The organism is Clostridium sp. NSJ-145 (assembly GCF_021044725.1).
Classification (GTDB): domain Bacteria; phylum Bacillota; class Clostridia; order Clostridiales; family Clostridiaceae; genus Clostridium; species Clostridium disporicum_B.
On record NZ_JAJNOS010000002.1, the window covers coordinates 19,278 to 35,050 of the forward strand.

The window sequence follows — 15,773 nt, forward strand, 5'->3', positions numbered from 1 at the left end:
GATGTTTTTGATTTTAAAATTAGATATGACAAGTAGTATTCCTATATATGTTCAGCTTAGAAATCAGATAGTGATGGGAATTGGAAGAGGGGAGTTAGAAATAGGGCAAGGTCTTCCTACTGTAAGACAGATGGCTGATGATATTGGGGTAAATATGATGACAGTAAATAAAGCCTATAATATTTTAAAAGCTGAAGGATATATTGAAATTGATAGAAGACATGGAGCTAAAGTTAATCCAGCTTTAGATACTAGTAAGGAGTTTAAGGAAAAAGTAGAGCAGGAACTTGAACTTATAATTGCTGAATCAGCTATTAAGGGAATTGATTATAAAGAATTTATGAAAATGTGTGAAGATATTTTTAATAATATGAATGGGTTAAAGATAGTGGGTAATGAGGGGTAGAATATGATATTTGATTTAATATTAGGATCAGCTATTTTAGTGGCATTAATAGCATTTTATTTTGAAAACAATACGGCAACGAAAGCTAAAAATGGTGTTTTGCTTGGAGTAACTTTACCTTATTCTGAAATTAAAAATAAAGATGTATTACAGATTGTAGAAGAATATAAAAAGGGTAATAAGATATTTGCTTTAATAGGTATTATAGTATTTTTTCCTATTGTTCTTATAAAGTATCCATCACTTAAAATGATATATTTGTTTATATGGATATTTTTTATGGAACTATTAAGTTATAAATTATTTGATAAGTATAATAAGAGACTAAAAATTTTGAAGATAGAAAATAAATGGTTCATTTCACAAACTAGACTCTTGACTATAGATACGGAAGTTACAAGGCTTAAAGATAAAATGCCGGTTTCAGCATTGTGGTTTATTCCGAGTATAATCATATCTCTTATTCCAATAGCTATTGTTGTTATAAATAAAAATTTTAGTTTTGGACTTTTAATATCAGCATCAACAGGATTTATTGGAACTGTAATATTTATAATAGTTTATAGAGTATATTGTAAGAAACCAACAGAGATTTATAGTGAAGATTCAAAGGTTAATATAGCTTATAACTTAATTTATAAGAGAATGTGGACAATGGGAACTGTTGTTGCTGCTACAGTTCAAAGTATAGGAATGTTATTCATATTTTTACCAATGACTTTAAATAGTAATAGCACTATATTGCTTATATTATCAGCAATAGTGCCTGCTACAATTATATTTGTAGGGATTTATTATATTAATAATAAAGTAACAGAAGAGCAAAATAGATTAATAAATACAAGTAATAATCCTATTTATGTGGATAATGATGAATATTGGTTTAGAGATATATATAACAATCCTAATGATAGAAGATATATAGTAGAACCTAGAGTGGGATATAAAATGACGTATAACTTAGGGACTAAAAAAGGTAGAAGAATATTCTACGGAATGTATATTTTCGTAGCTATATTATTAGTTGGAATATCTATTATGACTTTACGTTTAGATTTTAGCAAGATGAAGATAGTTATTAATAATGAAGTAGTTAAAATTGAAACTCCAAGTTATGGCTTTGATTTTAATATAGATCAAATTGAAGAAGTTAAGATGGTAGATAGCATTAAGGTGAACATAAGAACAAATGGAGCAGCTACAGATAAATACTCTATAGGATATTTTGATGTAGAAGGTTATGGAAATTGTAGACTGTATATATATGATAAAAAGAATCCATATATCATGGTTAAAGTAAAGGATGAAGGATATATTTTTATAGCTGGGACAAGCAAAGAAGAAACAGAGAGATATTATGAAGAATTTATAAAAAATGTTATTCGTTAAAGTTCACAACTTATTTATATATTTTGTAGTATGTAAATCCAAACTTGAATAATATTTATTAAGGGGGAGAGGTGAGGGGGATGAATTATTTATCACTAATAATATGTTTTATTGTAAATATAATTATATCTATTGGAATTCCTTTGGGGATATTAATTTATTTTGCAATAAAGAAAAAGCAATTTGTAAAGCCTTTTTTAGTAGGGGCATTGGTATTTTTAGTTTCTCAGGTAGTATTAAGAATGCCACTTCTAAATGGAGTGGTAGCTAAAACTGATTGGTTTTATAATATGTCAGTACTAAATCCAATATTGTATGCTGTATTTTTAGGGTTAACGGCAGGGATATTTGAGGAAGTAGGAAGGTTCATCGGGTTTAAAACTGGACTTAAGAAAAATAGGACATGGTATGATGGAATAGCTTTTGGATTAGGGCACGGAGGGATTGAAGCAATTCTATTTGCAGGAATATCAAGTATACAAAATTTATATGTAATATTTAGTTTGAATAATGGAACATTTAATTCATCATTAGTTGGAGCAAGTGAAGAGACTGTAAGAGGAATATTTGATTCAACTAGCAGTATTATGGTTTTATATGGGGGGATAGAGAGAATATCAGCAATTATAATGCATATTGGATTTACAATGCTTGTATTGTATGGAATAAATAAGGGGAAAAAAGTTTTATATTTACTTTGGGCTATATTAGCCCATGGAGTAGTGGACACTACAGTTGTAGTAGTACAACAGGCGGGAGCAAGTATACATATGGTTGAACTAATATGTATTGTATTTGCGATTATACTGTTGGTTGGCACTATTAAGGTTAAAGGTAGATTTGATAATTTTAAAGGGGTTGAAGAGAATGAAAAAGTTTATTAAAGTATTATCAATTATTTTATGCTTATTTATGTTTGTTAGTTGTAGCGCTGGAAAATTAAGTGATGCTTATAATGAAGATGAAGTTAAAGCAGCAGCTGAAGAGGTAATTAATGAATTAAATGATAAAAACTATGATGGGATTTTAGAAGATAGTAGTGATGAATTGAAAATTTCATTACCAGATAATAAGCTACAAGAAACATGGGAAGGGTTTAGTAAAGATATAGGAAAGTTTAATTCTATATCAAATATGACTTTAGCTGAAAAGAACGGATATGCAGTTGCTATAACAAATGTTAAATATGATAATAAAAAGGTTACATTTACATTATCATTTAATAAAGAGATGAAGCTAGCAGGAATATATATGAAATAATAAAGTAGTCCAGTAGATATCTTAAGGTTAATATAAAAGTAACCACCTAGGCAATGGTATAATACCAAAGCTAGGTGGTCTTTTTATAATGAAAATATTTTTAGGGCAATTTAATTTAACTAGTTTGCTTTAGCTTCGTTAGCTGCATTTTCACCAGCAACTCTTCCGTAGTAAGAACCAGCAGAGATTGCAACACCACATCCTGGGTATTCAGTACCGAATAATCCTTCAAATGCAGTTTCTCCAGCAGCGTATAATCCTTTGATTGGAGTGTTGTTAGCATCTAAAACTCTTGATTCAACGTCTGTAACTATACCACCAAATGTAACTGTAACAGCTGGGTTAAGTTTTATAGCATAGTATTTGTCGCCTTTGATTGGGTACATTTTATCAGCTGGTTTTCCGAAATCTTCGTCAACACCTTTTTCACATAATTCATTGTATCTATCAACAGTTGCTTGTAATGTAGCTGGATCAACTTCGATTAGTTTAGCTAACTCTTCTATAGAATCAGCACTTACAGTTGATTCTAAACTCATTCCGTATTGAACTGTAGGAGTTGGATCATTGCTTGTTGCAATATAGTATCCTAAAGAACTATTTTCTTTACGCATTGCATCACCAACATGATATTGGTAAGTATATTCATTTACAAATCTCTTACCATCTTCAGTAACAATAAGACCTGATTCTTCGTTTATACCAACACCGCAAGTGTAGCTTACATAAACAGTTTGAGTAGATGGACTATTGAATATTTGAGCTCCAACAGCTTCTGCCATTGTTATACCGTCACCAACGTTACCTGTAGGAACTTGAGTTGAATATCCAGTTGTGAAATCAGCATATCTAGCCATCATTTCTTTATTTTGTGCATAACCACCAGTTGCAATAATAACTGATTTAGCATTAACAGTTACTGTGCTACCATCTTTAGCTAAACCTTTAACACCAACGATTTCGTTATTATCATTAGTTAATAATTCGTTAGCAGTTACGTTGTAAAGTATATCACCATCTAATTCGTTGTACTTATTCATCATTGGAACGATAATTTGTCCACCGTGACCATCAGTCATACCGCCACCACCAAGAGTGTTATGAACTCTGTAAGGTGTTAATGAAGAGTGGATTGGTTCAACGTCTTGAACTTGAACACCCATATCTGTCATCCAGTTGTATGTGTCTAAAGAGTTATCAACAAATCCGTGTAATTTTTCATCATCTATTAAATCGCCACCTACTTCTTTTAGGTAGTCAAACATTAATTCATTTGAATCTTCGATTCCTTCAGCCTTTTGGATGTCAGTTCCGTTAGCCATAAGCTTACCACCAGATCTAGTAGTAGCGCCTCCAACTATACCTTGTTTTTCAAGTATTAAAACATCAGATCCGTTTGCTGCTGCTTCGATAGCTGCAGATATACCTGCAACACCAGCACCAACTACAACAACATCAACATCATAAGTTTGATCTTCAGCTTTAGTAGTTTCTGGTTTTGCTGATAAGTTTTCAACAGTTCCACCAGCTTGAACTACTGTATCTTTTACAGCGTTTAATATAAATGTAGTAGTTAAAGTCGCTCCTGTAACTGAATCAAGATCTACACTTTGAGTTTCAACTATTTTATTTGGTATAGTTTCAATTGGAGTTGTTTCCATTCCGTATCCGATACCAAAAGTTTCTCCGTGGCTTACAACTTTAACATCTGTTATTGAACTTTCATCAAAAGTTACATCTACTACCATTTCAGAACCATGCATTCCTTGTGTAGTAGCAGTATAAACACCTGGAGTATATTTGTTTGAACCTTTGCTAGTAGCTCCATCGTTACTATTACTAGAACAACCAGTAACTGTAGAAGCAAGAACTAAAGACGTTAATAATAAACATAAAGCTCTTTTCATTTTTATTTCCCCCTAAATCGTTAAAAAAATCTTGTTTTTTATTTCACAATAATCTTATCAGATACCCTAAGAGGAATGTCAAATATATTTTTTTGCGACAAAATAAGGGCATATCCAAGGAAAAGTATAGACTATTTTTTAACAAAGTGTTAATATTTAAGAAAACATATACAAAAAGTGTTACCTTAGGGTACTGTTTTGGAGGGGAAAATTTTGAAATTACAAAAAGTTTTAGAATTGACTAAACTAAGTAAAAAAGCGGTATATTTTTATATAAAGGAAGAACTTATAGAGCCAACTAAAAATATTGATAATGGGTATTACGAATTTTCAGAAGAAGATTTAAGAAAATTACAAATTATCATTTCCCTTAGAAATATTGGTATGTCTATACAAGATATTAAGGATTTATTTATATATCCAACGCTGACAAACTTCTTTATTCATAGGCAAATTAACAATTTAAAAAAAAGTTTGTATGATAATATAAGACAGTTACAAGCTAGTTATCAGTTAATTGAAGATATTCCGGCTAATGCAACACCTAAAAATCTAGAAATACCCTTACATATATTAGAAAAGCAAAGAATATCGAATGACTTAGTTTTAGAAAAGTATTTTCCTAATATAGATTCAAGAATGATATCAATATTATTATGTGCACCATTTACAGATATAGAATCTAGTGAATATCATAATTTCTTATTAGATAAGATTTCTAATGAACTTAAATTACAGTTAGAAAATAATTTAAGCTATCTTAAGAAATTAATTTATTTATTAACCCCAGAGCAAATAGATAGAATCTGCATAGAGCAATATAAATTCAGTAAAAAAATCGCTAATATAAAAGATGAAGAAATTAATGCTTATGAAGAAGAATTATATGCTGATTGTGTAGATTTATCTAATAATGTTGAACTTCAAAACTATTGGAAATTAGTTTATAATCCTATTTTAATGCCAACATTAAATTTTTTTATAAATAAGGGTATAAGGCTATTAGAAGAATATAATCCAGTATTTAAAAGATATAGTGATAATATGAAAAAGATTGCTGAAAGAGTATATATAAGACTTAAAGAAAATGAAGAACTTTTAAATAAACTAAATGCAACATTAGATAATAAGCTTGATATTGAAATATTCAATCATTCACAGCTTGTATGTATATATACATTTAGAGATAGTATTTTTACTCAAGTAAAGCTAGAAGTATTAAAAGAGCTACTTAATGAAGAGAGATAGAAAGTTGTAATACAATAAAAGCAACAAGCAAGCTTCATAGTGAAAAGTCGACTTCATCGAGGTGAAAATGCTACTATCGTAGTAGTGAAAGGTGTTAATATATATACTTTTCACTATTGCATAGGCAACATTTTAACTGTAACATCAATGAGTTTTTCCCTTTTGACGAAGTCAAACTTTTCACTAAAGTGCTTCGAATTTTATTTAAATAGAAACGTTTATTGAATTTATTAGATTATATTTAGTTGCTAAATTATCTAACATCTGATTTATCGAACTACCTATTATGTAGTAAGAGTCATCATTAAGGTTTGCTAAAGATACTCTTAATGACCATTCAGATGAAGCAAATCCATCTCCATTTAATAATATTATAGAGAAGTTATTAGCTAAAGTGTATATTATGTCTAATGGTCTATAGTTTGCTTCTATATATTCTGCAAAGCCATTATCATATTTTTCACGGGCTAAATCTAATAAGTTAAGTTCTGTATAATAAGCAGCATCATGAGGTTGATTTCTTAATTCCGTTTCAAGTCCATCAAATAATAATTTTTTACGATTTTTACATATTTCCTTTGTTAAGCTTTTATAATTATTATCTGTATCAATTAATGCAAAAGCACAGAAAAATGCCATTTGAACTTGCTGTGGAGTAGAAAGACCTGCTGTATGATTTAATGCAACTTGTCTACTATCAGCAACGATTCTATCAATAAAAGGAAGACTTTCAGGCTTTAAAGATAAATGAGTATATCTTTCATTAAGTCTTGCTTTTGTTTCGCTTGAAAGCTCGCTTAATAGCTTATTGTATATATTATCTTGATTTAGCATTATAGCACCAAGTCTCCATCCTGTTACACCAAAGTATTTAGAAAGAGAATATACGGCTAAGGTATTATAAGGTAAATCTGCTATTAATGAAGTAAAGTTATCTACAAAAGTACAGTATACATCATCAGTAATAATCATAAGGTTAGGATTATGATTATTTACTATATCTATAAGATTTTCTTTACATTTATCACTTAAAGCTATTGAAGCAGGGTTATTTGGATTTACTACGAAGACTACTTTAATATCTGTATCTTTAAGCTTGTCTAATTCGCTTTTAGGAAATTGGAAAGTTGAATAACCTTCTGAATCTACTTCATTAGCATGAATATTAACTACTTCAAAGTTATAGTTTGGTAAGTGAGGTATTTCTAAATACGGAGTAAAAATTGGTGTCATAAGTGCAATTTTATCACCAGGATTTAAAAGTGAGTTTGCAACTAGTGAATCGAAAATATAACACATAGCAGCAGTTCCACCCTCTACTGCAAAAACATCGAATTCACTTTCAAAGGATTTATTTTGACATAATTCCTTCATTAAGTAGTTATGTACAATCTTTTCGATATGTGTAAGCATTCTATCAGGAAATGGATAATTATCACCTATAATTGCGTCAGTAAGTTCAAAAATAAAGTTATCTTCATCAAAATATAAAACATTAGAACCATAATTTATTATATCTTTTAAAAGCTCAATTCCAGGAGCAGAGTTGTTTGATTCTATAAATTCTTTAAATCTTTTTGCAATGCCATTTCTTTGAACCATTCCAGCAAGATCAGATATATTCCAAGTTCTTTTAGTTTCTTGAACAGCAAATTGACCAAAAGTAAAAAATGCTTCACGTGGAGTTGCGGCAGTCCAGTTAGGATTACCTCTACCAGCATCTAAAATGTTATTATTATTCTTTTTAGCTACGGAAATAAGCTTGTCTTTAAATTCAAAAGGACTTATCTTACCATATATTCTAGAAAGTTCTTCTTTTGTTAATGTTGTATCCAAAATGAACATCTCCTTATATACTAAATATTATTAAATTATTATTATTTTTACACATTTATATATTTTATAATAAATTAATAAAAAATTATAGATAAAACATTAAATTTTAAAATTCATAATAAAGGCAAATATACAGGTAAAATCCTTATTATATTTTTAATAGATAGTGTATAATAATATTATTACTAGAAAAAGAGAATGAAATTTAATACCTGCTATGCGGGAAGGGGATATGTAAATGTTAATTAATACACATTTGATTATAGGAGAATTTTGTTTTAATCTATGTAATGAAAAATATGATTTAATGCTTAATAAAAGAAAGTTTTTATATGGATGTATTGAACCAGATTTGCATAAAAGAAAAAATAAGATAAAACATACTTATACAGTATCTAAAGAAAAGATGAAGGAATATAATGACCTAATAGAAAATGGTAATATGAATACAGATGAAATATCTTTTACATTAGGAAGGATAGCTCATTATATTGCTGATTGCTTTTGTAAATATCATTTAGAAGAGTACTATGGAAAAGATATGGCTAAGCATTTTATGTATGAAGTAACACTGCATAAAAAACTAAAGAATATTTTAAGATACAAACAAGAGATTTTTGATAATGTTTTAGATAATATGAAAGAAGATAGAGATTATTTAGAAGAGCTTAATATTAATAGAGAAAGCTATCTTTCATTAGATGAAGATTGTATAAATGATATATATTTTACAATTAAAACTACATGCTATCTTTTATATATGACACAAGTTTATTTTGGCAATCTAGTAATGGCGTAAATTATATATAAAATTTGTTTAAAAGATAAAGTTACAATAATAAAAAGCTCCAGCATATATAAATTATGCTGGAGCTTTTTGAGGAGATAAATTTTCTTAAAAGACAATCTAATATACATGATATTAGAACTAATTGTGGAACGATTTAACAAAAAAATAAAAATGAAATTTATTTATATTTGTTAAATTTGGTGGTATACTCACTATGAAATATAATTAATCAAAAGAAAAATTAAAAGGGGATAACAGATGGATTTAAGTCAAGTAATATCATTTGCAATTGTAGTAATGTGTGCATATTTTATTGAAGGTCTTATTGGGTTTGGTGGAACTATAATGGCATTACCTATTGCATCGGCTATAGCTGGTTTAAAAGTTACTGTACCAGTAATGACTATAGTAGTATTAATAGCTTCAGTAGTTATAGCAATAAGAGACTTCAAGCATATAAATAAAAAAGAGTTTATTAAAATAACTTCATTAATGGTATTAGGTTTACCTATAGGAATGTGGTTATTTTCATCATTACCAGAGAGACCTTTGAAAATAGCACTTGGTTTATTTATGATTATTGTGGCTATAAAAGGTTTATATGATAGTAGAAAAAAAGTGGAAGAAAATGTAGAAAAAATTAAAAGCAGGTATATTGGGATTGTACATAATGTTGTACTTTTTCTAGGCGGAATAGTACATGGAGCATTTACTTGTGGAGGTCCTTTTGTAGTAGTATATGCAACTGCAAATATAAAAGATAAATCAAGTTTTAGAGCAACTTTATGTGCTTTATGGGCAACACTAAATGCAATTATGTTATCTATAAACATATTTAGAGGTGAAATAACCTCGGGTATAGTAACGATGTCTTTAATAACAATGATATTTGTAATTGTTGCTATAGTAGTAAGTAATATAGTACATAAAAAGATAAAGGGAGATTCATTTACAAAGTTTGTATATGTAGCTTTATTTATTTCAGGAATTTTGATGATGATGTAAAGAAGAGTGCTGGAAGGCACTCTTTTTAATCTGCTAATGTTATCGCTGTTATTTCTTCGTATATATCAGAAGTTTTAGATGCATATTTTTTCTATGATTCAATATTTCTTTTGTATTGTTACTATGCATAAATTTCTTACATTTCGCAATAAATAATATATATTATTTGTAAAAATGCTAATAAAATTCTAATACAAATTATGTTTGAGAAATAATTATGTATACATCCATTGGCTTGTTATAGTATGATATATACTATTGAATAAGATAGTAGGGATATATACATATCAAAATTTCTTAATAAGGAGAAAAGAAATGGCTAGAAATAATAGTGTTAAAGGAAATTTTCATTACAACAAAGTTGAAAAGATGAATAAAAATTTTATGTATAATAATTTAGCTAGGAGTAATTGTTATGCTAGTAGCTTTGCTGGATCAAACTTTAATTTTGTAAGTTTTAGAGGAGCTCACTTTAAGTCATGTGATTTTTATGGATGTACTTTTAAAGGAGCAGAATTTATAGGAACTAATCTTAAAAATAGTAAGTTTAGACATGCAAAATTTGAAAATACTATTTTTGAAGAAGTAAATTTAGATAATGTAGACTTTAGAGATGCAGAATTTAAAGATGTTATATTTGTTGGGTGTGATTTAAGTAAATGTACTAATATGGGAATTGATGCATTAAATATTACTATATTTGATGAGATACCTGAATTAAATATAAGTGAAGAATTAGAAGCTGCTATAAATAAGGCTATGACAAATAAATATATTAAAGCATCTAGAGTGTTAGATACTAAGGAAGGTAAGATAAATCCGGTAAAGATTTATTTGCTTGAAAAACAATTTACTGAGGAAGAATTAATAAAAGGATTTAATGATATGACAGAAGAAATAGATAGAGAGTTTCATACATTAAGCTATTTATTAAGATTTTTTAGAGGATAATACAAAGTATTAAAATATAAAATGATGAGTTGCTGTAGATTTTTACCATATAAAAAACTACAGCTTTTTTTTATAAAAAATAATATAGAGTTTATTATTGTAATATATATATAGTAAACAGACTTTGATTTAATATGACTACATTGACAAGTAAAAGGTATAAATGTAAAATATAAACAGGAAACGATTTCAGGAATTTCTTGAGACGATGGGGGATAGGATTTATGAAAAAAATATTATTAGTATGCGAAGCAGGAATGTCAACAAGTATCTTACTTAGTAAAATGATAGAATACGTTAAAGTGAAAAAGGTTGATATCGATATTAAAGCTTTACCGATAACAGAGTGTGAAGAGGTAATAAATGATGTTGACATAGTTTTACTATCACCACAAGTTAGATTTCAAATGCCACAAGTTAATGCATTAGTTAATGGAAGAGTTCCAGTAAAAGTAATAGATGTAATACTATATGGAATGATGAACGAAAAAGCTATATTAGATCAAGTACTAAACTTATTAGACAAAAAATAGAATATATGAATTTATTAAAACATTTGCTGGTATTAGCAAATGTTTTTCTATTAGTGGAATAAAATAGTAAATATAATTTGTGTAAATGTTTGTAATGATTTGGTTAAAATGATAAGATAAAAGCCTAATTCTTATGAGGAGGATAGCTTATGAAAATAAAGGACGATATATATGGTGACTTTGAAATAGAAGGTGTTTTAGAAGAGTTAATAAATACTAAAGAATTTCAAAGATTAAAAAATATTCATCAAGGTGGTGCAAGCTATCTTGTAAATCCAAATTGGAATGTTACTAGATATGAGCATTCAGTAGGAACGATGCTACTTATTAAGAAGATGAATGAAACTATAGAAGAACAAATTGCTGGATTATTACATGATATTTCACATACTGCATTTTCTCATGTGGTTGATTTTGCATTAAATAAAAGCAATGAAGATTATCATGAAGAGATTTATGAAAAAATAATAGAAAATTCAGGTATACCTGAAATACTTATAAAACATGGGTATGATTATAAGGATATACTATATAATGAAAAGAAATGGACTATATTAGAAAGATCAGCTCCAGATTTATGTGCAGATAGAATAGATTATACTTTAAGAGATATGTACTCTTATGGATATATTTCATTAGTTGCAATAAAAAATTTCTTAGAAAGTTTACAGGTTATAGATGGAGAAATAATTATTACTACTATAAATGCAGCAGAATGGTTCGTAAATACTTATTATAAGGAGGTAATAGGATTTTTCTTAAATCCATTAAATATATATGCTTATAATAGATTATCAAATGCTTTAAAAGTAGCTTTAGATAATGATATTATAACTTTAGAAGATTTACTTCAGGATGATAATTATGTTTTAAATATATTAAAAAATTCTAAAAATCAAGAAATAAGAAGTTTGATTCAATCATTAAATTATAATGTAGATGTTATTGAGAATAAAGAAGAGTATGATATACATCAGGTTAATAAGTTAAGAATTATTGACCCTACAGTTATAATAGATGGAGTTATAAGTAAATCCTCTGAAAAGTCACCGTTAATTAAAATATTAACCCAGCAAGCATTACAAAAATCAAGAGAAGGTGTATTTGTAAAGTTTAATTAAAGTGCGAAAAATTTTCGCACTTTTTTAATTACTATCTTATTATAGGGCTTTTGTATAAAGTTCTGCCCAAACAGGAAAGAATCCAGAATTAATAGCCACATTTTGAGAGATAAAATGAGTTTCTACAGTTCCGTAGAAAGGAACTTTACCTCTATTTAATACTTCATTTTTTAATAAGGTTACAAGAGTAGTAGCAATCCCTTTTCCTCTATATTCAGGAAAAACGTCAATTCCGATTTGCCACATGGTATCACTATCTGCACTAGCTCCAGCCATTCCTAACATAGTATCTCCATCAAAAGCTGCCACTGCAAGAATATCAGGGTGATTTTTATCAAAGGCAAAGGCTTCACCAAATCTATCATCATTTGTAAATTGATTAATCTCTTCTTTTTCATACCATTTTATAGAGAAGGGAATTTCAATTTTTTCATTCATTGTTTTAGGAAGATAATAATGATGTATATCAGCAATTTCGTGGCCGAAGTTCTTAAGTTTAGTATCTATAACTTTTAATTTGGGGTATTCAGAAAGCCAGGCAGCATCTATAGTTAAAAGATTTTCTTTACACCAAGGAATAATTTTAGGATCAGCTGAAATAAAAGCTTTACCATTAAAGCATAGTATTTTTAAAAAGCATCCATCATTGTCATATATTCTTCTACCAGAAATAAGACTATTTTCAGTAATTATATTAGTATCTTTAGTAATATCATAATCTTTAAAATTATAGTCTAATGCAAATTGGGCTTTAGCAATTTGTAAAATTTCATTTTTAGTAAGCATATAATCAACATCCTTTATTGGTATTTATTAATCTATAAACTAATTCTAACACAATTAAATGCAATATATTACAAAAAATGGTTGAAAGTTAACAAGGTTTATGTATAATAGAAATAATACAAACTTAGATATTAATTTTGCATGAGAATTATTAAGTAATAGGGGTGAAGGGGTATGATGAAATTAGATGAGATTTATGAGTATTTCAATGAGGAAAAAAGATTGAATACTTCAAATGCAAGTAGTATAGAATTTATAACTACTACAAACTTTATAGACAAGTATTTAAAAGAAGATTCAAAAATATTAGATATAGGAGCTGCTACTGGAGCTTATAGTTTGCACTATGCATCAAAGGGATATGATGTTACATCTGTTGAACCAGTAAAGAGAAATATTGATATATTAAAATCAAACGTTACTGGAGATATGAATATAAAAGTTCATCAAGGAAATGCATTGGATTTATCATATCTTGAGGATAATAGTTTTGATATAGTTTTATGCTTTGGACCTTTATATCATTTAAAGAGTGATGAAGATAAATTAAGAGCTATTAAAGAAAGTAAAAGGGTATGTAAGAAAGATGGTAAAATATTATTTGCTTATCTTTCAAATGATATGGTCTTTGTTACTGAAACTTTTATTTATAATACTAAAAATCACTTATTAGGTGATGAGTATGATAAGGAAAGTTTTAAATTAATAGATGAAACTCCATTTTGTTTTATGACAGTAGGAAAAATGGATGAATTAATGAGAAAGAGCAACTTAAATAAAGTTACACAGTTTGCAGCTGATGGGCTAGCTGAACTTATGGCTGATAAGATTAATGAATTTAGTGAAGCTGAGTTTAATGAATGGATGAGATTTCATCTTTATACTTGTGAAAAGACAGAGTTATTAGGATATAGTAATCATATTGTCTTTGTTGCAAGTAAATAAAATCAAAAATTTATTATAAAATAAATGAATATTTAAGTTAATATAAATACTCTGAAATTGGTTTCTTTAATAAAAAAATTAATTTCAGAGTATTTTATTATTAAAATAATTATTTTAATAATAAAAGAATAACAAATAGATAAATTAGAATTAAGATAGTGATAAAAAATCCAAAAAAAGTATGGAAAATTTTCCGAGAGTAGGAATTCAAATCTGGAATAAAATCCGTATAATAAAACTTGAAAACGTTATTGAAAATGAGGGGGAAATAAAAATGAACTTTATTTCAAGATTTATTGAAGAAAAAATGGTTCCAGTAGTATCTAGATTTGCTAATCTAAGATATATGAGAGCTCTTAAATCAGGGTTTATGGTTATAATGCCATTAACAATTATTGCATCAGTATTTTTATTAATAACAGACTTCCCTATAGCTGGTTATCCAGAATTTATGGCAAGAATATTTGGTGAAGGTTGGGATAGTTTCCTTTCACCTGCATATAGAGCTACATTTGATATAATGGGAATCATGTTAGCTGGTACAATAGCTTACAAATTATCAGAAGATGATAAGATGGATCCGCTACCAGTTATGATTATTTCTATAGTAGCTTACGTAATAGTTACACCTAAATTTGTTACTGCTGAATCAGGTGAAGTAATAAACAAAGTACTTCCAATGGCATGGCTTGGAACAAAAGGTGTTATAACAGCAATTATAATGAGTATAACTTCAACAGAACTTTATAGATTTGTAGTTAAAAAGAACTTAGTAATTAAATTACCAGAAAATGTACCACCAATGGTATATAAGTCTTTCGTATCATTAATACCAGGAGTAATAGTAGTTGCATATGCATTATTAATAAACGGAATATTCTTAAGCATGGGAACTTCAATGCATGAATTCATATATGACATATTACAAGTTCCACTTCAAGGATTAACAGCATCTCCAGCTGCTATAACAGTAGTTGCAGGGTTAAATGGATTCTTATGGTGGTTTGGTATTCACCCAACAGTTGTTAACTCAATTGTAAACCCATTATTAAATGCAAACTCAGTAGAAAACTTAGAGTTATTTAAACAAGGTGCTTTAACATTAGAAAATGCAAATATCGGAACAATTCAAATGATTGACCAATTTGCAACTATAGGTGGAGCAGGTATGACTGTGGGACTAGTTTTAGCTATGGTAGTTGTTGCTAGATCTGAAAGAATGAAAATGATGAGAAACTTAAGTACAGTTCCAGCATTATTCAATATAAATGAACCAATAATATTTGGTTTACCAGTAATACTTAACCCATTAATGTTAATTCCATTAACATTAGCACCAATAGTTTCAGTTCTTATTGCAATATTTGCTATGAAGATAGGATTCTTAAGTCCATTTAACGGTGTAGTAGCTCCATGGCCAACACCACCAATATTCAGTGGATTCTTAGTAAGTGGATGGCAAGGTGCATTAGTACAAGTAGTTGCCATAGCAGCAGCATTTGCAATATACTACCCATTTGTGTTAGCTTTAGATAAGCAATATAGAGCTGAAGAATTAACTGAGGAGTTAATAGAAGCTTAGAATTTAAAGTGAGG

General features: G+C 28.3%; 15 protein-coding genes. 12 read left to right on the top strand and 3 right to left on the bottom strand.

Annotation, left to right across the window (positions count from 1 at the left end; genetic code table 11):
* The first annotated feature begins 7 nt into the window (after nt 1-7).
* The 4 genes from LQE93_RS02715 to LQE93_RS02730 all read left to right on the top strand — a co-directional run bounded on the left by LQE93_RS02715 (nt 8) and on the right by LQE93_RS02730 (nt 3,055).
* Nucleotides 8-406 (top strand): GntR family transcriptional regulator, encoded by a 399-nt coding sequence (locus LQE93_RS02715; protein WP_055263968.1) that lies wholly within the window; start codon nt 8-10, stop codon nt 404-406.
* A gap of 3 nt (nt 407-409) precedes the next feature.
* Nucleotides 410-1,795 (top strand): PH domain-containing protein, encoded by a 1,386-nt coding sequence (locus LQE93_RS02720; protein WP_055263970.1) that lies wholly within the window; start codon nt 410-412, stop codon nt 1,793-1,795.
* An 80-nt stretch (nt 1,796-1,875) separates the two neighbouring features.
* Nucleotides 1,876-2,679 (top strand): YhfC family intramembrane metalloprotease, encoded by an 804-nt coding sequence (locus LQE93_RS02725; RefSeq protein WP_231071864.1) that lies wholly within the window; start codon nt 1,876-1,878, stop codon nt 2,677-2,679.
* Complete coding sequence (locus LQE93_RS02730; protein ID WP_231071866.1) at nt 2,663-3,055, top strand: DUF3887 domain-containing protein; 393 nt, start codon at nt 2,663-2,665, stop codon at nt 3,053-3,055. Before LQE93_RS02725 ends, LQE93_RS02730 begins: the two co-directional genes overlap by 17 nt.
* A 119-nt stretch (nt 3,056-3,174) precedes the next feature.
* Here the strand turns inward: LQE93_RS02730 and LQE93_RS02735 are convergent, their stop codons facing one another.
* Nucleotides 3,175-4,962 carry an FAD-dependent oxidoreductase gene (locus LQE93_RS02735; RefSeq protein ID WP_231071871.1) on the bottom strand — a complete coding sequence of 596 codons (1,788 nt, stop codon included), beginning with the start codon at nt 4,960-4,962 and terminating at the stop codon, nt 3,175-3,177.
* A gap of 213 nt (nt 4,963-5,175) precedes the next feature.
* Between LQE93_RS02735 and LQE93_RS02740 the strand changes: the two genes are divergently transcribed.
* Nucleotides 5,176-6,210, top strand: coding sequence for a MerR family transcriptional regulator (locus LQE93_RS02740; RefSeq protein WP_231071873.1), 1,035 nt, complete (start codon nt 5,176-5,178; stop codon nt 6,208-6,210).
* A gap of 204 nt (nt 6,211-6,414) precedes the next feature.
* Here LQE93_RS02740 and aspD read toward each other — a convergent pair whose 3' ends face one another.
* Nucleotides 6,415-8,049 carry an aspartate 4-decarboxylase gene (gene aspD, locus LQE93_RS02745; protein ID WP_442870530.1) on the bottom strand — a complete coding sequence of 545 codons (1,635 nt, stop codon included), beginning with the start codon at nt 8,047-8,049 and terminating at the stop codon, nt 6,415-6,417.
* Nucleotides 8,050-8,284: 235 nt separating this feature from the next.
* Between aspD and LQE93_RS02750 the strand changes: the two genes are divergently transcribed.
* The 5 genes from LQE93_RS02750 to LQE93_RS02770 all read left to right on the top strand — a co-directional run bounded on the left by LQE93_RS02750 (nt 8,285) and on the right by LQE93_RS02770 (nt 12,446).
* Nucleotides 8,285-8,845 carry a zinc dependent phospholipase C family protein gene (locus LQE93_RS02750; RefSeq protein ID WP_055263981.1) on the top strand — a complete coding sequence of 187 codons (561 nt, stop codon included), beginning with the start codon at nt 8,285-8,287 and terminating at the stop codon, nt 8,843-8,845.
* Nucleotides 8,846-9,094: 249 nt separating this feature from the next.
* On the top strand, nt 9,095-9,841 hold the full coding sequence (locus LQE93_RS02755) for a sulfite exporter TauE/SafE family protein (RefSeq protein ID WP_231071876.1): 747 nt from the start codon (nt 9,095-9,097) through the stop codon (nt 9,839-9,841).
* Between the two features lie 315 nt (nt 9,842-10,156).
* On the top strand, nt 10,157-10,792 hold the full coding sequence (locus tag LQE93_RS02760; RefSeq protein ID WP_231071878.1) for a pentapeptide repeat-containing protein: 636 nt from the start codon (nt 10,157-10,159) through the stop codon (nt 10,790-10,792).
* A 224-nt stretch (nt 10,793-11,016) separates the two neighbouring features.
* Nucleotides 11,017-11,325 carry a PTS sugar transporter subunit IIB gene (locus tag LQE93_RS02765; RefSeq protein WP_231071879.1) on the top strand — a complete coding sequence of 103 codons (309 nt, stop codon included), beginning with the start codon at nt 11,017-11,019 and terminating at the stop codon, nt 11,323-11,325.
* 149 nt (nt 11,326-11,474) lie between these two features.
* The gene (locus LQE93_RS02770) at nt 11,475-12,446 is read left to right on the top strand and encodes an HD domain-containing protein (protein WP_231071880.1); all 972 of its coding nucleotides are present in this window, start codon (nt 11,475-11,477) and stop codon (nt 12,444-12,446) included.
* 39 nt (nt 12,447-12,485) lie between these two features.
* On the opposite strand, the gene LQE93_RS02775 is transcribed toward LQE93_RS02770, so the two are convergent.
* Nucleotides 12,486-13,232 carry a GNAT family N-acetyltransferase gene (locus tag LQE93_RS02775; protein WP_231071882.1) on the bottom strand — a complete coding sequence of 249 codons (747 nt, stop codon included), beginning with the start codon at nt 13,230-13,232 and terminating at the stop codon, nt 12,486-12,488.
* A 174-nt stretch (nt 13,233-13,406) separates the two neighbouring features.
* Between LQE93_RS02775 and LQE93_RS02780 the strand changes: the two genes are divergently transcribed.
* Together LQE93_RS02780 and LQE93_RS02785 are read left to right on the top strand one after the other, a co-directional pair.
* Nucleotides 13,407-14,177, top strand: coding sequence for a class I SAM-dependent methyltransferase (locus LQE93_RS02780; RefSeq protein ID WP_231071883.1), 771 nt, complete (start codon nt 13,407-13,409; stop codon nt 14,175-14,177).
* Between the two features lie 274 nt (nt 14,178-14,451).
* Nucleotides 14,452-15,759, top strand: a complete 1,308-nt coding sequence (locus LQE93_RS02785) for a PTS sugar transporter subunit IIC (protein ID WP_231071884.1) — start codon at nt 14,452-14,454, stop codon at nt 15,757-15,759.
* The last annotated feature ends 14 nt before the right edge of the window (nt 15,760-15,773 follow it).

Bases quoted from the DNA above. Each gene is read 5' to 3' on its own strand.
- LQE93_RS02720 (WP_055263970.1), top strand. From the start codon at position 410: ATGATATTTGATTTAATATTAGGATCAGCTATTTTAGTGGCATTAATA.
- LQE93_RS02725 (WP_231071864.1), top strand. From the start codon at position 1,876: ATGAATTATTTATCACTAATAATATGTTTTATTGTAAATATAATTATA.
- LQE93_RS02730 (WP_231071866.1), top strand. From the start codon at position 2,663: ATGAAAAAGTTTATTAAAGTATTATCAATTATTTTATGCTTATTTATG.
- LQE93_RS02735 (WP_231071871.1), bottom strand. From the start codon at position 4,962: ATGAAAAGAGCTTTATGTTTATTATTAACGTCTTTAGTTCTTGCTTCT.
- LQE93_RS02750 (WP_055263981.1), top strand. From the start codon at position 8,285: ATGTTAATTAATACACATTTGATTATAGGAGAATTTTGTTTTAATCTA.
- LQE93_RS02755 (WP_231071876.1), top strand. From the start codon at position 9,095: ATGGATTTAAGTCAAGTAATATCATTTGCAATTGTAGTAATGTGTGCA.
- LQE93_RS02760 (WP_231071878.1), top strand. From the start codon at position 10,157: ATGGCTAGAAATAATAGTGTTAAAGGAAATTTTCATTACAACAAAGTT.
- LQE93_RS02765 (WP_231071879.1), top strand. From the start codon at position 11,017: ATGAAAAAAATATTATTAGTATGCGAAGCAGGAATGTCAACAAGTATC.
- LQE93_RS02770 (WP_231071880.1), top strand. From the start codon at position 11,475: ATGAAAATAAAGGACGATATATATGGTGACTTTGAAATAGAAGGTGTT.
- LQE93_RS02775 (WP_231071882.1), bottom strand. From the start codon at position 13,232: ATGCTTACTAAAAATGAAATTTTACAAATTGCTAAAGCCCAATTTGCA.
- LQE93_RS02780 (WP_231071883.1), top strand. From the start codon at position 13,407: ATGATGAAATTAGATGAGATTTATGAGTATTTCAATGAGGAAAAAAGA.
- LQE93_RS02785 (WP_231071884.1), top strand. From the start codon at position 14,452: ATGAACTTTATTTCAAGATTTATTGAAGAAAAAATGGTTCCAGTAGTA.